This is a genomic window from Rhodoferax ferrireducens, assembly GCF_049302455.1.
Lineage (GTDB): Bacteria > Pseudomonadota > Gammaproteobacteria > Burkholderiales > Burkholderiaceae_C > Rhodoferax > Rhodoferax ferrireducens_B.
Window position 1 is genome coordinate 20,700 of the sequence record NZ_JBAQMD010000100.1, and the last position, 24,699, is coordinate 45,398.

Annotated in this window: 24 protein-coding genes and 1 pseudogene; 8 read left to right on the top strand and 17 right to left on the bottom strand. The window is 60.6% G+C overall.

The features are described 5' to 3' along the window. The first annotated feature begins 91 nt into the window (after positions 1 to 91). Positions 92 to 2,311: a RelA/SpoT family protein gene (locus tag WA157_RS16895; RefSeq protein WP_422622088.1), complete on the top strand. Its 2,220-nt coding sequence runs from the start codon at positions 92 to 94 to the stop codon at positions 2,309 to 2,311. Between the two features lie 14 nt (positions 2,312 to 2,325). On the opposite strand, the gene greB is transcribed toward WA157_RS16895, so the two are convergent. The 3 genes from greB to xseA are packed head-to-tail and all read right to left on the bottom strand — an operon-like array spanning position 2,326 to position 4,915. Beyond that, complete coding sequence (greB, locus tag WA157_RS16900; RefSeq protein ID WP_422622069.1) at positions 2,326 to 2,889, bottom strand: transcription elongation factor GreB; 564 nt, start codon at positions 2,887 to 2,889, stop codon at positions 2,326 to 2,328. Between the two features lie 47 nt (positions 2,890 to 2,936). Beyond that, positions 2,937 to 3,518, bottom strand: a complete 582-nt coding sequence (locus tag WA157_RS16905; protein ID WP_422622070.1) for a superoxide dismutase — start codon at positions 3,516 to 3,518, stop codon at positions 2,937 to 2,939. Positions 3,519 to 3,568: 50 nt separating this feature from the next. Then, entirely contained in the window at positions 3,569 to 4,915 is a 1,347-nt protein-coding gene (gene xseA, locus WA157_RS16910; protein WP_422622089.1) for an exodeoxyribonuclease VII large subunit, read from the bottom strand. A 345-nt stretch (positions 4,916 to 5,260) separates the two neighbouring features. Between xseA and WA157_RS16915 the strand changes: the two genes are divergently transcribed. From WA157_RS16915 to adk, 6 genes are all read left to right on the top strand, one after another. Beyond that, positions 5,261 to 5,893 carry a MotA/TolQ/ExbB proton channel family protein gene (locus WA157_RS16915; RefSeq protein ID WP_422622071.1) on the top strand — a complete coding sequence of 211 codons (633 nt, stop codon included), beginning with the start codon at positions 5,261 to 5,263 and terminating at the stop codon, positions 5,891 to 5,893. Further along, a complete protein-coding gene (locus WA157_RS16920; RefSeq protein WP_422622072.1) occupies positions 5,890 to 6,318 on the top strand; it encodes an ExbD/TolR family protein in 429 nt (142 codons plus the stop codon). Before WA157_RS16915 ends, WA157_RS16920 begins: the two co-directional genes overlap by 4 nt. A 454-nt stretch (positions 6,319 to 6,772) precedes the next feature. After that, entirely contained in the window at positions 6,773 to 7,840 is a 1,068-nt protein-coding gene (gene lpxK / locus WA157_RS16925; RefSeq protein WP_422622073.1) for a tetraacyldisaccharide 4'-kinase, read from the top strand. Next, entirely contained in the window at positions 7,821 to 8,003 is a 183-nt protein-coding gene (locus WA157_RS16930) for a Trm112 family protein (RefSeq protein WP_422622074.1), read from the top strand. The genes lpxK and WA157_RS16930 overlap by 20 nt, the downstream gene beginning before the upstream one ends. After that, positions 8,000 to 8,773, top strand: a complete 774-nt coding sequence (gene kdsB / locus WA157_RS16935; protein ID WP_422622075.1) for a 3-deoxy-manno-octulosonate cytidylyltransferase — start codon at positions 8,000 to 8,002, stop codon at positions 8,771 to 8,773. Before WA157_RS16930 ends, kdsB begins: the two co-directional genes overlap by 4 nt. A 117-nt stretch (positions 8,774 to 8,890) precedes the next feature. Beyond that, positions 8,891 to 9,547 carry an adenylate kinase gene (gene adk / locus WA157_RS16940; protein ID WP_011465430.1) on the top strand — a complete coding sequence of 219 codons (657 nt, stop codon included), beginning with the start codon at positions 8,891 to 8,893 and terminating at the stop codon, positions 9,545 to 9,547. A 135-nt stretch (positions 9,548 to 9,682) separates the two neighbouring features. Here the strand turns inward: adk and WA157_RS16945 are convergent, their stop codons facing one another. Together WA157_RS16945 and WA157_RS16950 are read right to left on the bottom strand one after the other, a co-directional pair. Beyond that, positions 9,683 to 10,489, bottom strand: coding sequence for an alpha/beta fold hydrolase (locus tag WA157_RS16945; RefSeq protein ID WP_422622090.1), 807 nt, complete (start codon positions 10,487 to 10,489; stop codon positions 9,683 to 9,685). Further along, positions 10,489 to 11,790 (bottom strand): O-acetylhomoserine aminocarboxypropyltransferase, encoded by a 1,302-nt coding sequence (locus WA157_RS16950; RefSeq protein ID WP_422622076.1) that lies wholly within the window; start codon positions 11,788 to 11,790, stop codon positions 10,489 to 10,491. Before WA157_RS16950 ends, WA157_RS16945 begins: the two co-directional genes overlap by 1 nt. A gap of 91 nt (positions 11,791 to 11,881) precedes the next feature. On the opposite strand from WA157_RS16950, the gene aroC reads away from it, so the two are divergent. Beyond that, positions 11,882 to 12,976: a chorismate synthase gene (aroC, locus tag WA157_RS16955; RefSeq protein ID WP_422622077.1), complete on the top strand. Its 1,095-nt coding sequence runs from the start codon at positions 11,882 to 11,884 to the stop codon at positions 12,974 to 12,976. Between the two features lie 55 nt (positions 12,977 to 13,031). Here the strand turns inward: aroC and WA157_RS16960 are convergent, their stop codons facing one another. The 12 genes and pseudogenes from WA157_RS16960 to WA157_RS17015 form a co-directional block, all read right to left on the bottom strand. Continuing rightward, on the bottom strand, positions 13,032 to 13,340 hold the full coding sequence (locus WA157_RS16960) for a high-potential iron-sulfur protein (RefSeq protein ID WP_422622078.1): 309 nt from the start codon (positions 13,338 to 13,340) through the stop codon (positions 13,032 to 13,034). A 248-nt stretch (positions 13,341 to 13,588) separates the two neighbouring features. Beyond that, positions 13,589 to 14,752: a BMP family ABC transporter substrate-binding protein gene (locus WA157_RS16965; RefSeq protein WP_422622079.1), complete on the bottom strand. Its 1,164-nt coding sequence runs from the start codon at positions 14,750 to 14,752 to the stop codon at positions 13,589 to 13,591. A 61-nt stretch (positions 14,753 to 14,813) separates the two neighbouring features. Continuing rightward, entirely contained in the window at positions 14,814 to 15,734 is a 921-nt protein-coding gene (locus WA157_RS16970) for an ABC transporter permease (RefSeq protein WP_422622091.1), read from the bottom strand. After that, positions 15,734 to 16,789 (bottom strand): ABC transporter permease, encoded by a 1,056-nt coding sequence (locus tag WA157_RS16975; protein WP_422622080.1) that lies wholly within the window; start codon positions 16,787 to 16,789, stop codon positions 15,734 to 15,736. Before WA157_RS16975 ends, WA157_RS16970 begins: the two co-directional genes overlap by 1 nt. Continuing rightward, a complete protein-coding gene (locus tag WA157_RS16980; protein ID WP_422622081.1) occupies positions 16,782 to 18,311 on the bottom strand; it encodes an ABC transporter ATP-binding protein in 1,530 nt (509 codons plus the stop codon). Before WA157_RS16980 ends, WA157_RS16975 begins: the two co-directional genes overlap by 8 nt. Before the next feature lie 161 nt (positions 18,312 to 18,472). Then, positions 18,473 to 19,516: an SPOR domain-containing protein gene (locus tag WA157_RS16985; RefSeq protein WP_422622082.1), complete on the bottom strand. Its 1,044-nt coding sequence runs from the start codon at positions 19,514 to 19,516 to the stop codon at positions 18,473 to 18,475. Between the two features lie 35 nt (positions 19,517 to 19,551). After that, the gene (locus tag WA157_RS16990) at positions 19,552 to 20,175 is read right to left on the bottom strand and encodes a Crp/Fnr family transcriptional regulator (protein ID WP_422622083.1); all 624 of its coding nucleotides are present in this window, start codon (positions 20,173 to 20,175) and stop codon (positions 19,552 to 19,554) included. Between the two features lie 244 nt (positions 20,176 to 20,419). Then, positions 20,420 to 21,136, bottom strand: a complete 717-nt coding sequence (locus tag WA157_RS16995; protein ID WP_422622084.1) for an ABC transporter ATP-binding protein — start codon at positions 21,134 to 21,136, stop codon at positions 20,420 to 20,422. A gap of 45 nt (positions 21,137 to 21,181) precedes the next feature. After that, positions 21,182 to 21,952 (bottom strand): ABC transporter ATP-binding protein, encoded by a 771-nt coding sequence (locus WA157_RS17000; RefSeq protein WP_422622085.1) that lies wholly within the window; start codon positions 21,950 to 21,952, stop codon positions 21,182 to 21,184. Continuing rightward, on the bottom strand, positions 21,949 to 23,040 hold the full coding sequence (locus WA157_RS17005) for an ABC transporter permease subunit (RefSeq protein ID WP_422622086.1): 1,092 nt from the start codon (positions 23,038 to 23,040) through the stop codon (positions 21,949 to 21,951). Before WA157_RS17005 ends, WA157_RS17000 begins: the two co-directional genes overlap by 4 nt. A 15-nt stretch (positions 23,041 to 23,055) precedes the next feature. Next, on the bottom strand, positions 23,056 to 23,985 hold the full coding sequence (locus tag WA157_RS17010; protein ID WP_422622087.1) for a branched-chain amino acid ABC transporter permease: 930 nt from the start codon (positions 23,983 to 23,985) through the stop codon (positions 23,056 to 23,058). A 319-nt stretch (positions 23,986 to 24,304) separates the two neighbouring features. After that, positions 24,305 to 24,699, bottom strand: a pseudogene (locus tag WA157_RS17015) (energy transducer TonB); the annotation flags it as partial.

Consider the following 24,699-nt stretch of genomic DNA (forward strand, 5'->3'; position numbering starts at 1 on the left):
CAAAACGCCGTCGGCACGCTATATTCACGGGGTGAGTACCGTTGTCAAACCCAACTCCAGCAAGAAACCAGCCGCGGCGGGGCCGCGGCCCGTGGCCGACTTGCCCAGCCCGGCGGCAGTCAACGCAGCCGCGGCCAGTTTTGCCGGCCTGACGGCCAAACTCGACTACCTGTCAGCATCGGATCTGGCGCAGGTGCGCCTGGCCTACCGCTATGCCGACCAAGCCCATTTGGGACAACTGCGCAACAGCGGTGAACCCTACATCACCCACCCGATTGCCGTCGCCGCCCAATGCGCCGACTGGAAGCTCGATGCCCAGGCACTGATGGCGGCGCTGCTGCATGATGCGCTGGAGGATTGCTGCGTCACCAAAATTGAGCTGATCGAGCGCTTTGGCTCGCCCGTGGCTGAGCTGGTGGACGGCCTGACCAAGCTCGACAAGCTGCATTTCAGTACCCGCGAAGAAAACCAGGCCGAGTCGTTTCGCAAAATGCTGCTGGCCATGGCGCGCGACGTGCGCGTCATCCTGATCAAGTTGGCGGATCGAACCCACAACATGCGCACGCTGTCGGACGCTCCGCGCGACAAATGGGCCCGCATTGCCACCGAGACGCTCGACATCTACGCCCCGATTGCGCATCGCCTGGGTCTGAACCAGACCTACCGTGAACTCCAGAACCTGGCGTTTCGCTATTTGCGACCCTGGCGTTACGCCATTTTGTCCAAGGCGGTGGCCAAGTCGCGCGGTCGCCGACGCGATCTGATCCAAAGAGTACAAGAAGAAGTCGACACCGCCTTCACCAACAGTGGCATGGATGTGCGCATTGCCGGTCGCGAGAAAACCTTGTATTCGATCTACAAGAAGATGGAGGAGAAGCACCTCACATTTGCCCAGGTCACGGACATCTATGGCTTTCGGATTCTGGTGCCCAGCGTGATTGACTGCTACACCGCGCTGGGCACCTTGCACCAGCTCTACAAACCGGTACCCGGCAAGTTCAAGGACCACATTGCCATTGGCAAGCTCAATGGCTACCAGTCGCTGCACACCACCTTGGTCGGCCCGTCCGGGGTGAATGTGGAGTTTCAGATACGCACCGAGGCCATGCACCTGGTCGCCGAGTCGGGGGTTGCCGCGCACTGGTTGTACAAAGTCAACACCCCGCAAGGCAGCGGCACCGGCGACTGGCTGGGCTCCAAGTGGCTGCAGTCGCTGCTTGACATCGAAGATGAAACACGCGATGCCGCCGAGTTTTGGGATCACGTCAAGGTTGACCTGTTCCCGGATGCGGTCTATGTTTTTACGCCCAAAAGCCAGATCATGGCACTGCCCAAAGGGGCCACGGTGGTGGACTTTGCCTACGCGATTCACAGCAATGTCGGCGACCGCACGCTGGCGGCACGGATCAATGGCGAACAAGTACCCTTGCGCACCGAGATCAAGAATGGCGACGTCATTGAAATTGTCACCGCGCCGGGCGCCGCCCCCAATCCGGCCTGGCTCGGGTTTGTCCGCACTGCGCGCGCCCGCTCAAAAATTCGCCAGCACCTCAAGACGCTGGCCCAGACCGAGTCTGAGGACCTGGGCGAAAAGATGTTGGCGCAGGCGCTGCGCGCCGAAGGCATTGAAAAATTGCCGGACGACACCGGCAGCAATCGATTGCTGTGGGAGAAGTTACTGCGCTTTACCGGCAACAAGAGCATGTCCGAACTGTTCCTGGACCTTGGCTTGGGCAAACGCATTGCCAGCATCGTTGCCAAGCGTTTGCTGACCTTGCTGACCGACCGAGGCGAAAAGCCGGACGCCTTGTTGCTCACGCGCGAGCGTTACACCACGAACGAAGCGGTGGCACAAGGCGGCGTCGTGCTCGATGGCAGCGAAAACGCCTCCATCCGTTTCGCGCCGTGCTGCGGACCGGTGCCGGGCGACGCCATTGTGGGTTACCTGGGGCGCGGCGAGGGTTTGCTGGTGCATGCAGCGGACTGCGCCGTAGCCCAGAAGCTCAAACTCAATGACAGTGAGCGCTTTATTGACGTGCAGTGGTCGGACGACCCGGTACGCCCCTTTGAAACCGAGGTGCGGGTGACTGTTGTCAATGGCCGCGGCGTGTTGGCCCGGGTCGCTGCCGCCCTCGCCGCTGCCGAGGTCGACATCACGCACATTGACATGGAAGATGAAGCCGCGCAGGACGCCACAGACTTGCGTTTTGTGATTGCCGTGCGTGACAGCAAACAGCTTGAAACTGCCTTGGGCAATCTCAGAAGAACGCATGCCGTGCTCAAAGCGCAACGGTCCAAAGTCACCCAATAGATCGTTGCAGCGACTCAGGCAGCGGGCGCCGGATAGTCGACGCCAATCACCTCAATCTCCACCCGGCCGAGTGGCGTCAGCAGCTGCAACTCATCGCCAACGCGGGCTTGCAGCAGGGTGCGGGCGATCGGCGACACCCAACTGACCTGGCCTTGGGCGCTGTCGGCCTCATCGATGCCCAAAATGGTGACACTGCGCGCCGTGCCTGTGGCCTCAACGTACGTCACATGGGCACCAAAGAAAATCTGCTCACTGCCGTGGTGCAGCGCCGGGTCGGTGACTTGCGCGATTTCAAGCCGCTGGGTCAAAAAACGGATACGCCGGTCAATCTCGCGCAAGCGTTTTTTGCCATAGATGTAGTCGCCGTTTTCAGAACGGTCGCCGTTGCTGGCGGCCCAATAAACCGCCTCCACCACCTGAGGCCGCTGGTTATCGATCAAATCAAGCAATTCGTCGCGTAAGCGGGCGTACCCTTGCGGTGTGATGTAATTTTTGCCACCTGCGGGCAGTGAAGGCGATGGCGATGGCGCGTCGTCCTCGTCGGCGTCATCGGTTTCCTTGGTGAAAGCTTTGTTCATGGCACCACCACCGGCGGGCCCAGCCGGTGATTCAGGTCAAGCCGACTTCAGGCGAAATTGGCTTGCGCAAAACCCCAGTTCACCAGCTTGTCAAAGAAGACTTCAACGTATTTCTGGCGCAGGTTGCGGTAATCAATGTAATAGGCGTGTTCCCACACATCAACCGTCAGCAGCGCCTTGTCGGCGCTGGTCAGCGGCGTGCCCGCGGGACCCATGTTGACGATATCGACCGAACCATCGGCCTTTTTCACCAGCCACGTCCAGCCGGAGCCAAAGTTGCCCACGGCCGACTTGACGAACGCTTCTTTGAACGCCGCGTAGCTGCCCCATTTGGCGTTGATGGCGGCTGCCAGCGCACCGGTGGGCTCACCGCCACCCTGAGGCTTCATGCCGTTCCAGAAAAAGGTGTGGTTCCAGATTTGCGCGGCATTGTTGTAAATGCCACCACTGGCTTTTTTGACGATGTCTTCAAGTGACATATTCTCAAAATCAGTGCCTTTTTGCAGATTGTTGAGATTCACGACATAGGCGTTGTGGTGCTTGCCGTAGTGGTACTCCATCGTTTCCTGGGAGTAGGCGGGGGCCAGCGCGTCAATCGCGTACGGCAGGGCGGGCAGTTTGTGTTCCATGATGTCCTCATGAGTTGGTTGTTGGAGATCGGCAATTGTAGAAACTTTGCTCAAATCGAGGGGGTCACCGTCAAATCAACCGCGCCATCGGCAAGGGTGGCCCGCACGGCCTGACCGGGCCAGGTCTGCTGCACGCTGCTGATGCCGACACCGTCCGGCGTGCTCAACCAGGCGTAGCCGCGCTCAAGGACCAGATGCGGGTCGAGCAGGCCCAGCCGCAGTGCCGCGCGCTGCAGACGCTCGTCCTGGCGCTGCAGGCCGCGCTGCGCCGCCGTGGGCAAAGCCACCTGCAGCCGCAGCAAGGCTTGCTGTCTTTGCTGCACAAAATGGGTTGATGCCAGTTGCAGCCGTTGCGCGCTAGCGCCCAGGCGCAGGCCTTGACGCCCGACCAGCGCCGACGGTCGTCCAAGGCGCGACGTTGTCAGGTCCAGACGCTGGCTTTGTTGATCCAGGCGGCGCAACACCACGTCCTGCAGGCGGCGCGCCGCCGCATCAAGCGCACCCAGCCAGACCTGACGCGGCTGCGCCACCAACTCGGCCGCGGCGGTGGGCGTTGGCGCGCGCAGGTCGGCGACAAAATCAGCGATGGTGAAGTCGGTTTCATGGCCGACGCCGCAAACAATGGGCACCGGGCTTTGCGCCAATGTGTGCGCCAGTTGCTCGTCGTTGAAGGCCCATAAATCCTCCATCGAACCGCCCCCGCGCACCAGCAAAATGACATCGATGCAGGGTGCGGCGGACTCGCCCTTCTTCTTTGTCTTTTTAGTAAAATCAGGCTCTAGCCCCCGTCCTTCCTGCGTAAGCCGATATAAATTCGATAGCGCCTGAATCAACTCGCGGGGTGCGTTGCTGCCTTGCACCGTGGCTGGCGCAATGACCACCGGGATGTGCGGCACGCGCCGCTGCAGGGTCGTCACCACATCGTGCAAAGCAGCCGCACCGAGCGAGGTCACCACGCCAATGCCACGCGGCAAAACGGGTAGCTGGCGTTTGCGCTCAGTAGCGAACAGCCCCTGAGCCTCGAGCTTGGCTTTGAGTTGGAGAAACTGCTCAAACAGCGCGCCCTGCCCGGCCCGGCTCATGCTCTCCACAATCAATTGCAGATCGCCACGCGGCTCATAGACCCCCAGGCGACCGCGCACCTCGACCAGTTCGCCGTCGCGCGGCGAAAAGTCGAGCGAGCTGGCAGCGCGGCGAAACATGGCGCAGCGAATCTGCGCACTTTCATCCTTGAGAGAAAAATAACAATGCCCGCTCGACGCGCGCGAAAAACCCGACAGTTCGCCGCGCACGACGACCGGGTTGAAACGGGTATCGAGCGCAGCAGCGATGGCGCGGCACAGCGCACCAATTTGCCAGATACGAGGCGTCATAGCGGGGTTGTCGGTTTCAAACATGAAGAAAACGACGGCTGGCATCGGGCTGTGACAGGGGAATGCTCCACAAGGGCAGGCATGGTTCGTTGCCATTTTGAAAGCCCCGTTGATCGCCGCATACCGTGGTGCAATTTATTGATTTCATTGTATTTTTCACTGCCTAATTTGTCATCGATCTGTCACAAGCCCCAGCCCATGCGGCTCAGTGGCACTTCAGCAGCCAGTTTTGCACAAAGTTATCCACAGATTTTGTGGGTGACCGGGGCAGACACCCACCCGGTGGAATAAGTCTCCCAGACGGATGAAGTCCAAGACTTGGGACGTGCGCCATAATTGCGCGGCATTTCATCTGCGCGGAGACCCCATTTGTTTTCAATCATACAAGCCGCAGGCTGGCCGATCTGGCCGCTGGTTGCCTGCTCTATCCTGGCCCTGGCGCTCGTCATTGAGCGTTTTGTCAGTCTCAAGACGGCCAAAATCGCACCGCCCCAATTGCTCGACGAGGTACTGACCATCACGCGCACGGTGGTGCCGACGCCCGATGTCGTGAATCAGCTGGCGCAGAACTCGGCCTTGGGTGAAGTGCTGGCCAGCGGCTTGCGCGCGCTCAACAGCCACCCGCGTTGTAGCGAGGACGAGCTGCGCTCCACCATGGAGAGCACCGGTCGCCTGGTCGCGCACCGGCTGGAAAGATACCTGAACGCGCTCGCCACCATTGCCTCCGCGGCGCCGCTGATGGGCTTGTTTGGCACGGTCGTGGGCATGATCGAGATTTTTGGCTCGCAATCGACGCCCGGCGGCGCAACCGGGGGCAACCCGGCGCAACTGGCGCATGGCATTTCGATTGCGCTCTACAACACCGCGTTTGGCCTGATCGTGGCCATTCCGTCGCTGATTTTCTGGCGCTACTTCCGGGCCCGCGTTGACGAGTACCTGCTGACGCTGGAACTGGCGTCGGAGCGGCTGGCGCGCCACCTCAACACGCTGCGCAAGCCATGAATTTTCGTCCGCGTCAAAAGGAAGAACCCGAGATCAACCTGATCCCGTTCATTGACGTGTTGCTGGTGGTGCTGATTTTCTTGATGCTCTCCACCACCTACAGCAGGTTCACCGAACTGCAACTCAAGCTGCCGGTGGCTGACACCGAAGCCCAGCGCGATTACCCCAGGGAAGTGCTGGTCAGCGTCAGCAGCGAAGGAGCGTATACCGTCAACAAGACGCCCGTGACGGGCCGCAGCGTGGACATCCTCGCCGCCGCCCTGAGCGAAGGTGCCAAAGCGGGCAAGGACTCGGTGGTGATCATCCATGCCGATGCCAGTGCCCGGCACCAGGACGTGATCACGGTCATGGAAGCGGCCCGACGCGCGGGCCTGAGCCAAATCACTTTCGCCACCCAGTCGACGGCGCATGCCAAGGGCAACTGAGAGATAAGGTGCTTGCAGGAAAACCGTTGTCGCCCTGGACTTGCGGCGCTTACGCGGAACCTGATTCCTGGGGCGCAATGACCGTGAAAGAGATATTTTTCGGTTGTCTTGACTGGGATGGAGTTTTGAACGTTCTTACCCCCACCCATACCCCCCCGCCCCTTTCCCGCCCCGCCGGGCGGAACAGGGGAGCCTCATGTGGCCGCGTGTCTAAAGGTGGGAAATTTGTTGTTGATTGCACGCTGGTCTCCAAGTGGCGCCAACCCACCGAGAAGCCAATCAGTTGCTTAGTGGCCAACGCGCCATTGCGCGTTTATTTCCCACCTTCAAAGACGCGGCCAAATGTGGCTGTTCGCTCCCCTTCCGCCCCGGCGGGGGTGGAAGGGGTTGGGGGAAGGGGGGGGATACAACGCCTAAAAATCAAAAGCAATGCCAATACCCGGGCCGGTAGATCATGAATCAACAAGCGAAGGCAGCGACTTGGGAACAACACCTGACCCGTGCCTGGACACACCGCGGCTGGCTGGCCTGGCTGTTATGGCCCATCTCGCTGCTGTATGGCGTGCTGGTCAAGTTACGCCGCAGTCTGTACCAGGCAGGCATCTTCAAATCAGAGCGGGTGCCGGTCCCGGTGATCGTGGTCGGCAATGTGGTGGCGGGCGGCGCGGGCAAGACCCCGGTGGTCATGATGCTGGTGCGGCACTTGCAGGCGCGCAGCCTGCAGGTGGGGGTGATCTCGCGCGGCTATGGCCGCCAGACCCACGACTGCCGCGAGGTGTGTTCTGACAGCGCGATTGCCGACGTCGGCGACGAGCCGGCCCTGATCCAGCGCAGCACGGCCGCGCCTGTGTTTGTCGCCAGCCGCCGGGTTGACGCCGCCCGTGCGCTGCTGGCACGCTACCCGCAAACGCAGATCATCGTCTGCGACGACGGCTTGCAACACCTGGGCCTGCAGCGCGACCTGGAGATTTGTGTGTTTGACGAGCGCGGCGTCGGCAACGGCTTTTTGCTGCCCGCCGGTCCCTTGCGCGAACCCTGGCCGCGCGCGGTGGACCTGGTGCTGCACACCGGCACACCGCCCGCCTTTGCCGGCTTCTGCGCGCAGCGCACGCTGAGCCGCTACGCCATAAAGGCGGACGGCAGCCAGCAGGCACTCGGCGATCTGGCCGGCCCGGCCTGCCTGTGCAACAAGCCCCTGCTGGCGCTGGCCGCCATTGCCAAACCCGAGGATTTTTTTGCCATGCTGCGCGCCCAGGGCTTAACCCTGGCACGCACCCTGGCGCTGCCGGATCACTACGATTTTGATAGCTGGCTACGTAATGACTACGAGGGCTACACCCTGATTTGCACCGAAAAAGATGCGGTTAAATTGTGGCCGTTAGAACCTGATGCCCTGGCCGTGCCGCTGCTCGTCACGCCAGAGCCCGCCTTTCTGGCGCAACTCGACGCCCGCCTCGACCGCCTGCTTCAGACAGATCCCTCGCCAACGCTATCATCAGCCCATGGACACACGACTACTTGAATTATTGGTTTGCCCGGTCACCAAAGGGCCACTCGAATACAACCGCGAGAAGCAGGAGCTGACTTCCCGCAGCGCGCGACTGGCCTACCCGGTGCGCGACGGCATTCCGATCCTGCTGGAAAGCGAAGCCCGCACGCTGAGCGACGAGGAACTCGGTCTTTGACTTTCACCGTCCTGATTCCGGCGCGGCTGGCGTCGACCCGCCTGCCGAACAAGCCCCTGGCTGACATTGGCGGGGCGCCGATGGTGGTGCGGGTGGCGCAGCGGGTGCTGTCCGGTGCCAGCCTCGCCGGACGTGTGCGTGTCGTGGTGGCAGGCGACAGCCCGCTGATCGTCGAAGCCTGCCAGGCCCACGGCATCGAGGCCGTGCTGACCCGCACCGACCACCCCTCTGGCAGCGACCGGCTGGCCGAGGCCTGTGATTTGCTCCGGCTGGGCGACGACGAAATCGTGGTCAACGTGCAGGGCGACGAACCACTGATTGACCCGTCACTGGTCGCCGCCGTCGCCGGCCTTCTTCTTAATCAGCCTGCAGCCAGCATGAGCACGGCGGTACACGCTATAAATAGTGAAGCAGAATTCAACAGCCGCAACGTCGTCAAGGTGGTGCTCGACGCCCAAGGGCTGGCGCTGTATTTCAGCCGCGCCCCGATTCCCTGTTGGCGCGACCAGCCCCTGACCGCCAACGACAGCGCTGCGCTGCCCAGCCCTCCCCCCTTGCGCCACATTGGCCTCTATGCCTACCGGGTCGGCTTTTTGCGCCGCTTCCCGACCCTGGCGCAGGCCCCGATCGAAATCACGGAATCGCTGGAGCAACTGCGCGCCCTGTGGCACGGCTACCGGATTGCCGTCCACATCGCGCCCCACGCACCCGGCCCGGGCGTGGACACGCCCGAGGACCTGGAGCGTGTGCGCCGCCTGTTTGGTGCTTGATCGGCGTCAGCCAGGGCGACCTTGACGCGTGCTATTCTTGTGCGCAAACGAGGCACCCCGGTTGACTTGAAAGCCAGCCGGATCGCTAACTGATTTTCAGCAAATCAAAGGAAAACCATGAGACTCATCCTGTTGGGCGCACCCGGCGCCGGCAAAGGCACGCAAGCCACGTTCATCTGCCAGAAATACGGCATCCCGCAAATTTCAACCGGCGACATGCTGCGCGCTGCGGTCAAGGCCGGCACGCCGCTGGGCATTGAAGCCAAAAAGGTGATGGATGCGGGCGGTCTGGTCAGCGACGACCTGATCATCAACCTGGTGAAAGAACGCATTGCCCAGAGCGACTGCGCGGCGGGATTCCTGTTTGACGGCTTTCCGCGCACCATTCCGCAGGCCGACGCCATGAAAGCCGCCGGTGTCAAACTTGACTATGTGCTGGAAATCGACGTGCCGTTTGACGCCATCATCGAGCGCATGAGTGGCCGGCGCTCGCACGCGGCTTCCGGTCGCACCTACCACGTCAAGTTCAACCCGCCTAAAGTGGCAGGCGTGGACGACGTCACCGGCGAGCCCTTGATTCAGCGCGATGACGACAAGGAAGAGACCGTGAAGAAGCGGCTGGAGGTGTACAGCGCGCAAACCCGTCCGCTGGTGGATTACTACAGCAACTGGGCCAAGGCCGAACCGGCTGCCGCACCCAAATACCGCGCGATCAGCGGCACCGGCGGTGTGGATGAGATCACAGCGCGGGCCTTTGCGGCGCTCGCTGGTTAAAGCCTTAGCTTCGGTGAAATAGGGCTTGGCGCCCTTTGGGGTGTCATTTTTTAGGCCAAGCCCGCGCGAGGGAAAAACAGGCGCGCCCCTGAACATCACCCTTGCGCGTTGCAGTCATTGACACCCCCAGACGCCTCACGATTTCAAAAACCCGTTCAACGCCGCCAGCATCGGCTCGGGCGTCTCATTCATCTGGTGGTGGCCGCCGGGCAGGTAAACCACTTGGGCGTTCAACGCCTTTTTGATCAGACCCTGCGCCGCTTTGGGTGGCGTCATCTGATCGACGCGGCCCAACACAAAAAGCACCGGGCACTGCACCTGCGCCATCGCCGCCTCCCCATGACTGTAGCTGTCGCAGGCCTTGAAACCGGTATGAAACAGGTTGACGCGCGGGTTGCTGGCCAGCACCCGGCGCCCCAGCGCCATGGACGCGCCATACACCCAGGTGCCAGGCCCCAGGGCCGATGGCGGCGGCGCCAGGGTTGAGCGTGAAAAGATGTTGACCATCTCCAGGGCGCGCGTAGGCTCCTTCAACGAGGATTCCAGCAGGGCGGGCGACACCTTCATGGGGAACGCTGTGCCCACCAGCACCAGTTGGCTAACGCGTTCCGGTGCGCGAGCGGCGGCTTCCAGCGCGACCAGGGAGCCAAAGCTGTGACCCACCAGCGCGGCCTTGTCCAGGTCCGCCGCATCCATCAGGGCGATGACAAAGTCGGCGGCGTCTTCCACCGTGGCCGGTGGGTCGCCTGCGCTTCGGCAGTGGCCCGGCAGGTCCACTGCGAGCACGTTCCAGCCGTGATGGGCCAGGTAGCGGGTCTGCAAAATCCACACGCTGTGGTCATTCAATACGCCGTGGATGAAGATAACGGTGGGCTTGGTGGCATCGAAAGTCTTCCCACCGGTGTAGCAATAGGTGCTGTGGCCGTTGACTGTGAGTTCCATCATGCACCTGCCTTTTCTGCCGTTTTCAACGCCCGCTTGAGGTCGTCAATCAGGTCATCCGGGTCTTCCAGGCCTATCGACAGGCGGATCGTGCCCTGCGTGATGCCGCCTGCGGCAAGCGCCTCGTCGCTCAGGCGAAAGTGCGTCGTGCTGGCGGGGTGAATTACCAGACTGCGGCAGTCGCCCACGTTGGCCAGGTGGCTGAAGACCTTGAGGCTTTCGACGAACTTCTTGCCCTGCTCGCGGCTGCCATTGAGGTCAAAGCTGAACACCGAGCCGGCCCCGCGCGGCAACAGCCGTTGCGCCAGTGCGTGGCTCGGGTGGGAGGCCAGCAGCGGGTGCCCGACACGCGCAACAAACGGCTGGCTGGCCAGGAATTCCACCACTTTGCGCGTGTTGCTCATGTGACGCTCCATGCGCAGCGACAGGGTCTCAATTCCCTGCAGAATCAGCCACGCAGAATGCGGGCTCAGACAGGCGCCAAAGTCGCGCAGGCCCTCGCGCCGGGCGCGCAACAGGAAGGCGCCCACGGTCGATTCTTCGCTGAACACCATGTTGTGAAAGCCCGCATAGGGCTCGGTCAGCTCCGGGAATTTGCCGGATTTGTCCCAGTCAAATGTGCCGCCATCCACCACAATGCCGCCGATCACCGTGCCGTGGCCGCTCAGGAACTTGGTGGCCGAGTGGTAGACCAGATCGGCGCCATGGTCGAACGGCTTGATGAGCCAGGGCGAGGTGAGGGTCGAGTCCACCAGCAGCGGCACGCCCGCCTCGTGGGCGATTGCCGAGATGGTCGCGATGTCCAGCACCTCCAGCCCAGGGTTGCCCACGGTTTCGCCAAAAAAAAGTTTGGTGTTCGGCCGCACGGCGGCACGCCAGCCGTCGATGTCACCCGGCTTCACAAAAGTCGTCTCAATGCCAAAGCGGCGTAGCGTGTAGTGCAGCAGGTTTTGGGAGCCACCGTACAGCGCCGTGGAGGCCACAATGTGCGAGCCCGCGCCCATGAGCGTGGCAATACTGAGGTGCAGCGCAGCCTGACCACTGGCGGTTGTGATGGCACCGATGCCGCCCTCGAGCGCGGCAACGCGCTGCTCCAGCACCGCGTTGGTCGGGTTGCTGATGCGCGAGTAGACGTGGCCGGCACGTTCCAGGTTGAACAAGGCGGCGGCGTGGTCGCTGGACTCAAAGACGAATGATGTGGTGAGATGAATCGGCACGGCGCGCGCACCGGTGGCGGGGTCCGGGGCGGCGCCGGCGTGCAGTGCCAGCGTGTCAAAACCGGGGTCTGAATAGCCAGGCATGGTTTTCCTTGTGAAGCTTGCGAAGGTAAGCTCGCATTATCCTGTCAAGTTCGATCGCACAAGGGGTGACGGTCTGGGATAATCTCCCGCCATGAGCGGCAACACTTTTGGAAAACTATTCGCAGTCACCAACTTTGGTGAATCCCACGGCCCGGCCATTGGCTGCGTGATTGACGGTTGCCCGCCAGGCATGACCTTGAGCGTCACTGACATCCAGCCCGACCTGGATCGGCGCCGCCCCGGTACTTCCAAATTTGTGACGCAGCGCAATGAGCCTGATGCAGTCGAAATTTTGTCCGGTGTGTATGAGGGCAAAACCACCGGCACACCGATCTGCTTGCTGATCAAAAACACCGACCAGCGCAGCAAAGACTACGGCAACATTGTCCAGACCTTTCGCCCGGGCCATGCCGACTACACCTATTATCAAAAATACGGTATCCGCGACCCGCGCGGGGGCGGACGCTCTTCGGCGCGATTGACAGCACCTATGGTGGCCGCCGGTGCGGTGGCCAAGAAATGGCTGGCGGAGCACTATGGCACGGTGTTTCGGGGCTGCATGACGCAGATCGGCGAACTACCGATTACTTTTGAGTCGTGGGATTTTGTGCCCGACAATCCATTTTTTGCACCGATGGCCGACGTGTCCGTGGTGGCAAGCTACATGGAAGCGCTACGCAAGACCGGTGATTCCTGCGGCGCCCGCATCCGCGTCTCGGCGTCGAATGTGCCGGTGGGTCTGGGTGAGCCCTTGTTTGACAAAATGGACGCTGACATTGCCTACGCCATGATGGGCATCAATGCCGTCAAAGGAGTGGAAATTGGTGCCGGTTTTGCCAGCGTGGCACAACGCGGCAGCACGCACGGTGACTCGCTCTCACCCCAAGGCTTCAAATCGAATAATGCTGGGGGAGTATTGGGCGGCATCACCAGCGGACAAGACCTGGAGGTATCGATTGCCATCAAACCCACCAGTTCGATCCTGACCCCGCGCGAATCGATTGACATGGCGGGCCAGCCCACTGAAGTTATCACCAAAGGCCGTCACGACCCCTGCGTCGGCATTCGAGCCACCCCAATTGCCGAGGCCATGTTGGCGCTGGTGGTCATGGACCATGCATTGCGCCAGCGGGCGCAATGCGGTGACGTAACCGTCAATCTGAAACCGATCAAGGCGTCCATTTAGCGCGCACGGTGCCTGACCATGCGCTCGGGCGATGTTGGCATCGCCGACCGGTGGGTTATGCCTTCTTGACGTAAGCGCTGCACCAGCCCTTGGCGGCCACTTGCTTACCGGCGAACAGCGGGCAAGGACCCGATGCAGCGCCCGCCTTACCTTGGTACAGCGCACAATTGCCGCACGTTTGCCCGGCAGCAAATTTGGGGAATTTAGCCTTGTCCGCCTTGGTAGCGTCCGCCACATAGCCCAGCGCCTTGGCTTGGGCATCGGTTGCAGCAACCATGGGAAGATCAGCGGCGATGGCGCTGGCGCCGATCAGGGCGCTGCTACCCAAACTGAGTTGAACAATGAATTCGCGACGGTTGCTCATGAGATATTTCCTAAGTTATTGAATATTTGCCAGACGTTGCCCCTTGACAACTTCTTAGACCGCGTGATTCTATCGACTCGCCGCTTTCGATCAACCCGCGTTTTCACCAATACCCTTTTGAATCAGTCGACCGGGGCCTGCCCGTCAAACTCACTTTCAAAACGGTGTGCGCCCAGAGCCATCCATTCGAACCGGCACCAAAACGCAGAAACCGCCCGCAGGCGGCTTCTGTGACACTGCGCAGCAGATTACTTGCTGCCAGGCACCTTGCCTTCAACGCCCTTGACGAAGAAGTTCAGGCCACCGAGAAACTTGTCGTCCGCCACCGTATCCTTGGCAACCTGCACCTTGCCGGTGTTATCGGTAATGGGACCTTTCCAGATGCTGAAACTGCCGTCAGCGAGGCCCTTCTTGACCTCTTCCACTTTGGCTTTGGTCTCAGCGGGCACATCTTCAGCGATCGACACGATGTCAATTGCGCCCTCTTTCACGCCCCACCAGGAATGACCACCACCGATCCACTTGCCTTCCAGAGCTTCACGCGTGGCCTTGATGTAATAAGGGCCCCAATTGATGACGCTCGATGCCAGGTGCGCTTTGGGGCCGTACGCGGTCATGTCGGAATCCCAACCAAAGGCGCGCTTGCCTTTGGCCTCGGCGGTCTTGAGCACAGCCGGCGAATCGGTGTTCTGAAACAGCACGTCGGCGCCGCCATTGATCAGGCTGGTGGCGGCTTCGGTTTCTTTCGGCGGGTCAAACCAGCCATTCACCCACACCACTTTGGTCTTGACCTTGGGGTTGCTGCTCTGCGCACCGAGTGTGAAGCTGTTGATGTTGCGGATCACTTCCGGAATTGGGATGGAGGCCACGACGCCCAGGGTGTTGCTCTTGGTCATCTTGCCGGCAATCACACCGGCCATGTAGGCGCCTTCATAGGTGCGGCTGTCGTAAGTGCGCATGTTGTCGGCCTGTTTATAGCCGGTGGCATGCTCAAAGTTGATGCCCTTGTTGTCCGCCGCCACTTTGAGCATGGGCTCCATGTAGCCAAAGGTGGTGCCAAAAATCAGCTTGTTGCCCTGCCCCGCCATGTCGCGCAGCACGCGTTCGGCGTCCGCCGACTCGGGCACGTTCTCCACAAACGAGGTCTTGATCTTGTCGCCGAACTCGGCTTCCAGCGCCTTGCGGCCGTTGTCATGCGCAAAGGTCCAGCCACCGTCACCCACCGGGCCGACGTAGGCAAAGGCAATTTTCAAGGGCTCGGGCTTGGGCGCTGGCGCGGGTGCCGAGGCAACCGGTGCCGGCGCCGGAACGGGTGCGGGCTCTTCCTTTTTGCCGCAGCCCACCAGCGCAGCCGAAGCGATGGCAGTGAGTGCGGCAATTTTCAACAGTGAGCGTTTTTGCAGGTCGGTCATGTCAATTCTTTCTTTGGCGAAGTGGGTGACGGGTAAAAAATGCGATTATGAACCGGGAAAATCAGGAATCCGGGTAGAACGGCTTGCCAATCGAAGTCGGCATGTTGATGCGAATCCACTGCGGATTGCGCGAGATCAGCGCCAGCACCAGAATGGTTGACAGATAAGGCAGCATGGTCAGAAACTGGCTGGGAACCTCCACCCCGATTCCCTGCAAGTGAAACTGCAACATGGTCACGCCGCCAAACAGATACGCTCCCAGCAGCACGCGTGCGGGGCGCCAGGTGGCAAATGTGGTCAAGGCCAAGGCAATCCAGCCTTTGCCTGCCACCATGCCTTCCACCCACAGCGGGGTGTACACAATCGAAACGTAGGCGCCAGCCAGTCCGCACAATGCGCCCCCGGCCACCACCGCCACGAGACGGATACGGCGCACCGGGTAGCCCAGTGCGTGCGCGGATTCCGGGTTTTCCCCAACACTGCGCAAAATCAGACCGGGGCGAGTGCGGTACAAAAACCAGATCAGGCCGAGCGCAAAAAGAGCCGTCAGGTACACCAAGGGATGGTGCCGAAACAAAGCCGGGCCAAACCAGGGAATATCCGACAGGTAAGGAATGGCAAAGCTGGGGCGCGGCGGGATTTTCTCCTGCACGTAGCCGATACCCACAAATGCAGAAAAGCCAGCGCCAAACAAGCTCACCGCCAGACCGGTGGCATATTGGTTGGCATTGAGCCAGATCACCAGACCACCAAACACCAGGGCCAGCACGGCACCCGCGCCCATGCCGGCGGCAAATCCCAGCCAGTCATTGCCTGAATAGACGACCGCCGCAAAACCGGCAATGGCAGCGCACAGCATCATGCCCTCCGCGCCCAGATTGACAATGCCCGCTTTTTCATTGATCAACAAGCCCAGCGACGCCAGCGCCAGCACGGTGCCCGCGTTCAGCGTGGCCGCCATCAGCAGTGCATAAGACTCCATCATTTGCCCCACTTCAAGCGGTAATTCACCAGCGTGTCGCACGCCAGCAAGGTGAACAGCAACAAACCCTGAAACACGCCCGTGAGCGACTTGGGCAAGCCCAGACGCGACTGCGCAAGCTCACCGCCGATGTAAAACATACTCATCAAAATGGCCGAGAACACCATACCCACCGGATGCAGACGCCCCACAAAAGCGACGATGATGGCGGCAAAGCCGTAACCGGCCGGCACATAAGGCGTCAGTTGACCAATGGGACCCGCTACCTCCAGCGCACCGGCCAAGCCGGCCGTGCCGCCCGACACCAGCAACGCCACCCACAGCGCCCGGCGCGAAGAAAATCCGGCATAACGGGCCGCGGCCGGGGCCAGCCCCCCAACCTGCTGCGCAAAACCAGCGCGGGTGCGAAATAAGAATATCCAGGTTCCGCCCACGCCCAGCAGCGCCAGAAACACACCAATGCTGACGCGCGAGCCCTCAAACAAGCGCGGGATGCGGGTGACCAGATCGAAGGTCTTGCTCTGCGGAAAGTTATAGCCCTGCGGGTCTTTCCATGGCCCCGACACCAGGTAGCTCAGCACCTGCACTGCCACATACACCAGCATCAGACTCACCAGAATCTCGTTGGCGTTGAAGCGGTCACGCAACCAGGCGGTGATGCCGGCCCAGAACATACCCCCCAATACACCTGCCACCAGGATGGGCAGCACAATCCAGCCGCCCATGCTCTTGTTGGCCAGCAAAGCCACGCCGCTGGCCGCGATGGCGCCCAGCACATACTGCCCTTCGGCGCCGATATTCCAGACATTGGAGCGGAAACACACCGCCAGGCCGAGCGCAATCAGCAACAAAGGTGTGGCCTTGACGGCCAATTCACCCAGCGCATAAGCACTTCTGATGGGCTCCCAAAAAAATACGCTGAGCGCACTCACCGGGTCCTTGCCGAGAGCCGTGAACAGCAGGACACCGATCATGACGGTCACCAGCAATGCCAGCACGGGCGAGGCATAACTCCACGGCGCGGAAGGTTGTGGTCTGGCTTCGAGCCTAAGCATATGCCGCCTCCCCAATATCCCAGAGTCCGCTCATCCACTCGCCTACTTTTTCCACCGTGGCCTGCCCAATCGGCAGCGAGGGAGACAGCCGGCCCAGGGCCATCACATGCAGGCGGTCACTGAGTTCAAACAGTTCCTCCAACTCTTCGCTCAGCACCAGCACGGCGCAGCCGGCATCACGCAGTTCCAGTATTTCGGCCCGAATTTGCGCCGCTGCCCCCACATCGACGCCCCAAGTGGGTTGGGACACGACAAACAGCTTGGGATTCGCATCAATTTCGCGCCCGACGATGAATTTCTGCAGATTGCCACCTGACAAGGACCGCGCCACCGCGCGTGGGCCACTGGCCTTGACGTTGAACCGTTTGATGATGCTTGATGCCTGCGCTTCAAGTTGTGCAACCCTGATCCAGCCCCCGCCAAGGTGCGGGAAGGCAATGGACTCATGGCGCGTGAGCAACAGGTTGTGCGCCAGCCCCAACTCGGGCACGGCACCGCGACCCAGTCGCTCTTCAGGCACAAAATGCAGGCCCAACTTGCGCCGTCCACCCGGGTGCAGGCGCGACACATCCACGTCGCCCATCAGCATCGACCCCGGCCTGGCACGCACATCTTCACCCGACAAGGCGTAGAGCAATTCCTTTTGGCCGTTGCCGGACACGCCGGCAATACCCACCACCTCGCCCGCGCGCACCTCCAGCGTGATGCCGTCCAGGTCCACGCCAAACTGGTCGGCGCGAGCCAGCGTCAGGTCTTGCACCCGTAGCAGCGGCGCCCCCAGCTTGGGCTCATGCCGGACGAGTTGGGGCAACTCGGCACCGATCATCAGGCGCGACAAAGTGGCGTTGGTCTCCTGTGCCGGGTCACACACCCCGGTGACTTTGCCGCCCAGCAGCACAGTACAGACATTGCACAACTCGCGGATTTCGTGCAATTTGTGACTGATGTACAAAATGCTGCAGCCCTCACTGGCGAGCTTTTTCAGCACCACAAACAGCTTCTCCACGGCTTGCGGCGTGAGCACCGAGGTGGGCTCATCGAGTATCAACAACTGCGGGTTGGTCAGCAGGGCGCGGATGATTTCAACCCGCTGCATCTCGCCAACACTCAAGGTGTGCACCGGTCGCGCGGGGTCGATGTCGAGCCCGTATTCAGCCGCCTTGGTGGTGATGCTGTGTGTGACCTCCGCCAAGCTCAAGTGCTTGCCCAAACCGAGCCAGACGTTCTCAGCCACGGTGATGGTGTCAAACAAGCTGAAATGCTGAAACACCATGCTGATGCCCAGGGCGCGCGCCTCTTGCGGATTCCGGATGTGCACTGAGCGGCCATTGAACATCATCGTGCCGGCATCGGCCTTGACCGCGCCATAGATGATTTTCATCAGGGTTGATTTGCCGGCGCCGTTTTCACCCAGCACCGCATGGGTCTCGCCCGGCATGACGGTCAGAGAGACATCGCTGTTGGCGACGACACCGGGATAGCTTTTAGTGATACCTGCAAGATGAAGTCGAGGAGGGGTCATTCTGCTGGTGATCTTAATATTCCAGCCCCCATTTTGCCTTAGCCTCGTGCCACGAGAACTTCACAGGCACTGACAACGGATTCCGACTCAACCTGCCATGCGCGTCAAAAAGCCACTGACGCGCCGCAGCAGCCATCTTCCTGGGTGAGCGTTCTGACCCGCTAGTGTTGAAACACCACAGCGGCCAATTGCAGTGCATGGATTTGTTCGGCCGCTGCATCGGCCCCGACCTGGGTGGCAAAGGGTCCAACGCGCACGCGGGTGCGGCCTTTAAGCGTCTGCTTGAAGGCGGGCAGACCCGCTGCGCGCAATTTCGCGTAAGCGTTGCGCGCATTGCGGTCTTTCGCAAACAGACCGACATTGATGAAGTAGCGTTGCCCTGTCACTGGCAAAGTAGTCGGGTTCTCGGGTGTGACACTGGCCGCTGCCGTGACGATTTTGGCCAGTGGCACGATCAGTTTGCCCCCTGCCGGCACCGATGCTGGCTCGCCAGGGACAAGGGATGCAGCCGGAGTCGGCGTTGGCATTGCCGTTGGAACTGCGTCTATATTGATAGATTGGATGGCAACAACTGGCGCTGGCACAGGCGGCGCGAGATTGCTTATGACGGGGATTGCCGCCGGGCTGACCGGTCTCATGGTCGCAGTTGGCCACGCGACATAGGCCAGTGCGGCAATGGCCGCCAGCGCCAAATTAGCCGATGCCAGCCGGAGAAAGCGTTGACGGGAACTGGCCTGCTGGTTCAATCGCTTGCAGGCATCTGCCAGCGTCGGGGTGGCGGACAACGCAGCGGCCATTTTCTGGCGGCTCTTGGCATGAAAAATGGCATTCCCGAAGACGCCTGGCAGCACGTAGCTGAGCCCGCAGCACACCACCATCAAAACCAGGTCGACCGCCTCAGAGCCGTGCCCCAGCAGGCGGCCCATGCCGAACACCAGCAAAAACAGACCCAGCACGAGCGTGACATAGGCGCCTGCCGCGGCCCACAGGTGCCTGAAAATCATCCAATTCAGGGTATACAGGCTGGCCGCCCAGTTCCAGCTTGGGCCCGCGCGCCCGACCGCCTCAAAGCGCGCAAAGACAGGGACGTAATAGCCAGAGTTGATCGGTCCAATGGCGGCGCAGTACAGGGCGGCGGTGGCATTCTCCGGCGACCGGTCCAGCACGGTGATGTCAGGGGAAGCAAACGTGGTGGCGCTGGTCATGCATTATTCTGGCATGACTGCAACGCCGGTCGGATTCAGACGCCAGCCAGCAACCGAAGCCCCCCCGGGTCCACCAGATTCAAGGTGCGGCCCGAACCGCTGATCAGGCTGCGCTCACGCATGTGGCGCAACACACGGGAAAATGTCTCAGGCGCAATGCCTAACTGTGCTGCAACCGATCGCTTGCGCTGCTGCAACAGCACTGCCAACACGCCTCGGTCGCCCGTCTGGGCATGCTGCAATAGCCACTCGGCACAGCGCGCCTCGGCATCTTTGGCCAGGCGGCTGATCGCCAATTCGGTTTGCTGGCGGTGCGCCTTGGCGACGTCGCGCAAAACCGTCTGAGCTGACATCGACATCGTAGACAGCGAACGAAGAAATTCAGCCACTGGCACACGGCGCAAAATAACTTCAGTTTCTGCAACCGCATCCACGGCATGCGGCAGGTTCAACACGGCAGACGTCGCCTCCAGCCAGCAAGGGCCTTCAACCACGCCCAACTGATGCTCCATGACGTCACCGTCCATGACGCCCAGGGCCACACGCCCCGACTCCACATAGGTGACCCACGGCGAGAGATTGGCGCGCCTGAGCAAAAGCGCACCCCGAGCAGCAACTTCTCGCTTAACGGCCCGGGCAATAGTATGAATAGACAGCATGGACCACACTGTGCCGCGCGCAACACCTCATGAACTTGAGCGAAATCAAACAACCCCACGGAAACAATGGCGGCTGCGCAAGTCAAGGCGAGGAATCTGAACCCGTGGGCCGGCACTGCCTCGCGTGGGGTAGATCCCGTTTAACGAGCAGGATGCTATTTAAATAATAGCGATAAAGACTTATTGGACGGGGGCTACAGCCTGATTTCTTATAAATAAATGCGCTGTGCCAGACCGCTTTGGTTTACTCGCCCAAATAAGCAGCTCGTACTTTCGGGTCGTGAAGCATGGTTTTGGCATCGCCCGACATGGTGATCAGGCCCGACTCCATGACGTAGCCCCGATCGGCAATGGTCAAAGCACGGCTGGCGTTCTGCTCCACCAGCAACACCGTCACGCCTTGTGCATAGACGTCACGCACCACTTCAAAAATCTTGTCCACCATGATCGGTGCCAGACCCATGGAAGGCTCGTCCATCAGCAGCACTTTGGGGCGGCTCATCAAGGCGCGGCCCATGGCCAGCATTTGCTGCTCGCCGCCAGACAACGTGCCCGCCAGTTGATCACGGCGCTCTTTGAGGCGCGGGAAGATGGTGAACACCTTGTCAACGTCAGCCTGTATCTCGGGCTTGTCGTCACGGATGTAGGCGCCCATCTGCAGGTTTTCAATAATCGTCATGCGGGTGAAGACGCCACGCCCTTCCGGCACCATGGCCAGGCCCTGTTTCACCAAGTCCCAGGGGCCTTGGCCGCGAATGCTTTTGCCCAGGTATTCGATATCGCCATCGTTGATCGGCAAACTGCCGGTAATGGCTTTCATGGTCGTGGTTTTGCCAGCGCCGTTGGAGCCGATCAGTGACACAAGTTCGCCCTCGTGCACTTCAAAGTCAATGCCTTTGACGGCCTGGATGCCGCCGTAAGCCACTTTGAGACCAGTTACTTTGAGAAGAGTTTTTGCCATCGTTATTTCCTTGCGGGACAGACTTTTAGCGCTGTCCCCAACTGACTAATGCCCACTGGTGCCCAGATAGGCCTCAATTACTTTTTCGTTTCGCTGCACATCGGCCGGCGTGCCTTCGGCAATCTGTTTGCCGTAGTCCAGCACCGTGACACGGTCGCACAAACCCATCACCAGCTTCACATCATGCTCAATCAGCAAAATGGTGCGGTTGTCATTGCGGATCTTGTCGATCAACTCACGCAGCAAGACCTTTTCGGTTGCGTTCATGCCGGCGGCAGGCTCGTCCAGCGCAATCAGTTGCGGGTCGGTCGCCAGCGCGCGGGCAATCTCCAGGCGGCGCTGGTCGCCGTAACTCAGCGTGCGGGCCTTGTAGTCGGCCAATTTTCCAATGCCGACATAGTCCAGCAACTCCCGTGCGCGTCCGGCAATCGCGGCTTCTTCTCTCTTGAAACCCGGTGTGCGGAAAATGGCCCCCAGCAAGCCCGAATGCGTGCGGACGTGACGTCCGACCATGACGTTCTCCAGCGCGGTCATCTCGGCGAACAGGCGAATATTCTGGAAGGTGCGTGCAATACCCGCCTTGGCCACCAGATGGACGGCATTGGGCTGGTAAGTCTTGCCAGCGAGCTCAAAGCTGCCGCTGTCAGGCGCATACAGGCCCGTGAGCACATTGAAGAATGTGGTTTTGCCGGCGCCGTTGGGGCCGATCAGGCCATAAACCTGGCCGCGTTTGATTTGAATGCCGACATCGCTCAGAGCCTGCAGGCCGCCAAATCGTTTGGAAACGTTGGCGACGTTGAGTACAGTATCTGTCATGCGCCTTCTCCCTTCTGCTGCAAGGACTTACCGTGATCTGGCGCCGGCCACAAACCGCGCGGACGCACCAGCATGACGCTGATCATGGCCAGGGCAATCAGGAGTTGACGCAAAATCGATGAATCCAGCCGGCCACCGGTCATGGCCTGCAAGGGCCCGGCGACGTAGCGCAACACCTCGGGCAAGGCCGAGAGCAGCACGGCACCCAGAATGACACCTGGCAAATGCCCGATGCCGCCCAGCACCACCATGGCCACAATCATGATCGACTCCATCAGGCTGAAGGACTCAGGCGAAATAAAGCCCTGGAAAGAAGCAAACATGGTGCCTGACACACCACCAAAAGTAGCCCCCATGCCAAAAGCCAGCAATTTCAAGTTGCGGGTATTGATGCCCATGGCCTTGGCGGCTATTTCATCTTCACGAATGGCCATCCAGGCCCGCCCCACGCGCGAGAGCTGCAGCCGATGCGAGATCAGTATGCTGAACAACACCAGCACCAGGAACAGGTAGTAGTAAAGGGACACAGAGTTCACCTCGTAGCCGCCGATGTCGAGCGTTCTGCCCAGGTTCAGCCCAAAGAAACTCAGGGAATCAATCTGGCTCATGCCCTTGGGCCCATTGGTGATGTTGACCGGGTGGTCCAGGTTGTTCAGGAACACCCGAATGATTTCACCGAAACCCAAAGTCACAATCGCCAGGTAGTCGCCGCGCAGGCGCAGAGTCGGAGCGCCCAGCAAGATTCCGAAAAATCCCGCCAGAGCGGCGGCCGCCGGGATCACGATCCATAACGGTGCATGCAAGCCTTCTGGAAACATCGCGCCAATCCAGGCAAAAGTCTCAGTCAGGTGGGGCGACGCCAGCAGGCCGTACATGTAGGCGCCAATGGCGAAAAAGGCGACGTAACCCAAATCCAGCAGGCCGGCGTAGCCCACCACAATATTGAGCCCCAGGGCCAGCAACACATAGAGCAACGCCATGTCGGCAATGCGCACCCAAGCATTGCCAAAGCTCTGCAGAATCAGCGGCAATATCAGCAGGCCGACGGCTGCCAACAGGAAGACAACGATTTTCTGTTGTTGTTTCATGATGTTCCTCGGGGATCAGGCTCGATCTGCCACGCGCTCACCGAGCAAGCCCGAGGGTCGCAAGGTCAGCACAAAGATCAGCACAATGAAGGCAAAAATATCGGAATAGTGGCTGCCCAGCACACCACCGGTCAGCGTGCCGATGTAGCCGGCGCCCAGGGATTCGATCAAACCCAGCAAGATGCCACCCAGCACAGCGCCGCCCAAATTACCAATACCGCCGAACACCGCTGCGGTAAAGGCTTTCAGGCCTGGCAAAAAGCCCATGGTGTGCTGCACGGTGCCGTAGTTGGCGGCCCACATCACGCCGGCAATGGCCGCCAGCACCGCGCCAATCACAAAGGTGGCGGAAATCACCACATCGGGCTTGACGCCCATCAGGGCCGCCACGCGGGGGTTCTCGGCCGTGGCCCGCATGGCACGGCCCAATTTGGTGTAGTTGACCAACCACATGAGCACGGCCAGCGACACCACCGTCATGCCCAGAATCAGGACTTGGGTCGGTGTAATCACCGCGCCGCCGATCTCAAACGGTGTGCGCGGCAACAAGGTCGGGTAAGGTTTGTAATTGGGCTTCCAGATGATCATGGCCAAGGTCTGCAGCAGCAGCGACATGCCAATGGCCGTGATCAAGGGCGCCAGCCGGGGACTGTCCCGAAGTGGCCGATACGCCACCTTTTCAATCACAAAATTGAGCGTCGCCGCCACCACACAGGCGATGATCAGGGATATCAACAGAATCAGCCATCCCGGCGTGCCGGGCATGGCCTCCTGCATCCAGCCAATAATGGTCCAGCTGGTGAGGGCGCCAACCATCAGCACCTCGCCGTGCGCAAAGTTGATCAGGCCAATGATGCCGTAGACCATGGTGTAGCCCAGCGCCACCAAGGCATACATGCTGCCCAACACCAGACCATTGATGATCTGCTGTATCAAGGTATCCATAAACTTCTCCGATTTTTGACCGTCGCGTGAATTAGCCACTTTCGTCAGCCACTTGGTTGACAAGCGCTACCGCCTTGTAAGCTTTGCTAAGTCTTCAAGCAATAAACCTGCCAACATTGAGACGCTGGCAGTTTGGTGGACGCAATTGTAGTCACCGAAAAACCCCTGCTAAGGAGGTCATTGGTATGGGTTTACCCTTGATTTCCTGAAGGATCAGCCTAAGAGTGAATCGATAAGAACGACTAATAAAGGCATTGCGCGCGAAGCCATCCGTGCAGGGAGTCACAAAGCGCCAATAGCCATGATGCCGAGCAGACCCCTACTCCAACCTGAAGGTGAACTCCTGCGTGGCAGTGACCTCGCCCTCATCGGTGATACATCTGTACTGCAACATGGCGGCTTTGACAGCGGCATGAAACACACGCGGGCCGGACAAAATCGTGACGTCCAAAATGGTGCCGTCCTTGACATGAATTTGCGCTTTGACCACGCCCTCAATGCCCTCTTGCAGTGCCTTGCGCGGCATCTCTGGCGGCACCTGCGTCGGACAAACCAGGCCTATGCTGGTGCGCTTCGGGCCGGGTGGCCCCAATGGGGATGGCGCCGGCGGCAGCGCTGCGACCACCGCCGGTGCTGTGGGCGCAGGCGCGACCGACGCCACGACGGGCGCCGTACTTGATACCTCGGGCGCTATATCCGATGGCGGCATAGAGG